The following is a 1915-nucleotide window of genomic DNA, read 5'->3' as shown; positions in this document are numbered from 1 at the left end:
GACGAGGGTCTTCGAGCTCTGCAAAGGCTTCTATAATTGCGATTTGAGACACAAGAGTAGATGGATTAGACTAAATTTGCGCTCAATTATACCATATCTTGTTTATATTTAGAATGAAATAGCCCTGCCCCGATGTTGGGATGAAGATCGGAAAATAAGACCTTTTGACTCTGTTTCAAAATACAGCAAAAGCCAATCACTCCCGCACCGCATCCGAGGTCTAGCACCCGCTTTCCTTGGACGTCAACAATACCACTCAAAACACCACTCATAAACGCTTGAGCAGCAATTCCACCGTAGGGATTAAACACCCCTTTCGGAACGACAACATCAAAAACGGGTTCATTTTGGTACAGGATCCTAATTTCTCGGTCTTTTGAGGAAAGTTCCTGATGGAAATTCAGATAATCTTTGGGATTATACTGTAAACTTTCCCCGTCTTTGAGAATAATAACAACGTCTTATTGCTTAATCATTTTGAAAATCTTTAGCTCAATGGAATGGAATAAATGATAACTTTTGGTTAGGTTGTGGGTGCGATCGCTTAAAGCGCCTAGCTAAGTTCTGTTAATCACCTTACACCATCTTCCGGGTCAAAATTTCTTCTAGCTCGCTTTCATAGAAAAATTTCGATTCACCAAAAGCAGGCTTCAAATCTCCTAACCAGGTTACCTCAGCATCAAAACTGGCAAAGAAAGGTCGATTGCACCACTCAGGGTTACGAGCTTGTAAAAAAGACAAAACAAACACTTTCTCCCCTTGAATTTCGCTAATACCTTCAATTTTGACTTTTCCTGGTAAGGCAGACATTACCGGACCACGAGCAGTTCGCCCTAGTCCGGACACTTGTTGTATTGCTTGACGATAAATTTCCCACACCTTAACTAAAGGAATTTCAAAATAGTCTTTAGCTCCTGTTTGTCGTTCGACAAACATATAGTAGGGAATACAGCCTAAGCGTACCTGCATTTGCCACATTTTACCCCAGGTATGGGCTCTATCATTGATGTGGCGAACAACAGGAGCTTGGGTTCGAATTTCCCCTCCCGTTGTTCGAATGCGTTGGATTGCTTTTTGAGCGATTTGTGTATCTAGTTCTCGCCAGTGTTCGTAGTGAGCCATGATTGCTAGATGCTTACCCTGTTGCACTACTTTTTCAAATAAGCGCAACAAATCATCAGCATCTTCATCGGTGACATATCGATGGGGCCAATAAGAAAGTGATTTGGTTCCAATGCGAATAGTTTGAATGTGGTCAAATTCCCCTTCTAATAAAGGTTCGATATATAAAGCCAGCTGTCGTGCTTTCATGGTCATCGGATCACCACCAGTAAGCAATACATCAGTGACTTCTTTGTGTTCTCGTAGATAATCTTGAAAATGACCCGATTCGCGAGTCGCAAATTTAAGATCATCTAGTCCGACAAATTGTGGCCAACGGAAACAGAATGTACAGTAGGCATGGCAGTGTTGACCTGCTGTGGGAAAAATCAAAACTGTTTGTTGATATTTGTGTTGCACTCCCTGTAAAGGTTCACCTTCAAACGACGGGACGTTGTATTGCTTTTGTCCTGCGGGATGGGGATTAAGTCGAAGACGAATTTCATTGGCAGTTTGTCGCAGGATTTTTTCTGGAGCATTGTCTTTTAGGAGTTGAACCATGGTATTCAAATCCCTTGAGGATAACATGTCTGGCTGGGGAAACGTTAAGCGAAAAATTGGATCATCTGGTATATTTTTCCAATCAATAAGTTCTTCAACAATGTAGTTATTTGCTCGAAAAGGTAGCACTTTAGCAACAGCTTGCATTGCTAAGCGGGTTTCAGATGATATACAGGCTAACTGGGACAGTGATTTCAGATCGTTTACTGAGTATAATTTGATTTTTTGAGATTTAGTTTTCATCGCTTTCATC

General features: G+C 41.3%; 2 protein-coding genes. Both read right to left on the bottom strand.

What is annotated here, in order from left to right; translation table 11 throughout:
* Positions 1-86: 86 nt before the first annotated feature.
* Positions 87-311 carry a methyltransferase gene (locus F6K49_RS44660; RefSeq protein WP_293108422.1) on the bottom strand — a complete coding sequence of 75 codons (225 nt, stop codon included), beginning with the start codon at positions 309-311 and terminating at the stop codon, positions 87-89.
* Positions 312-576: 265 nt separating this feature from the next.
* On the bottom strand, positions 577-1915 hold a 1339-nt coding region (locus F6K49_RS44655; protein WP_293108418.1), incomplete at its 5' end, for a lysine 2,3-aminomutase.

The organism is Moorena sp. SIO3I6 (assembly GCF_010672095.1).
The sequence above is the reverse complement of the archived record's forward strand: the minus strand, read 5'-3'. Positions and strand labels throughout refer to the sequence as shown.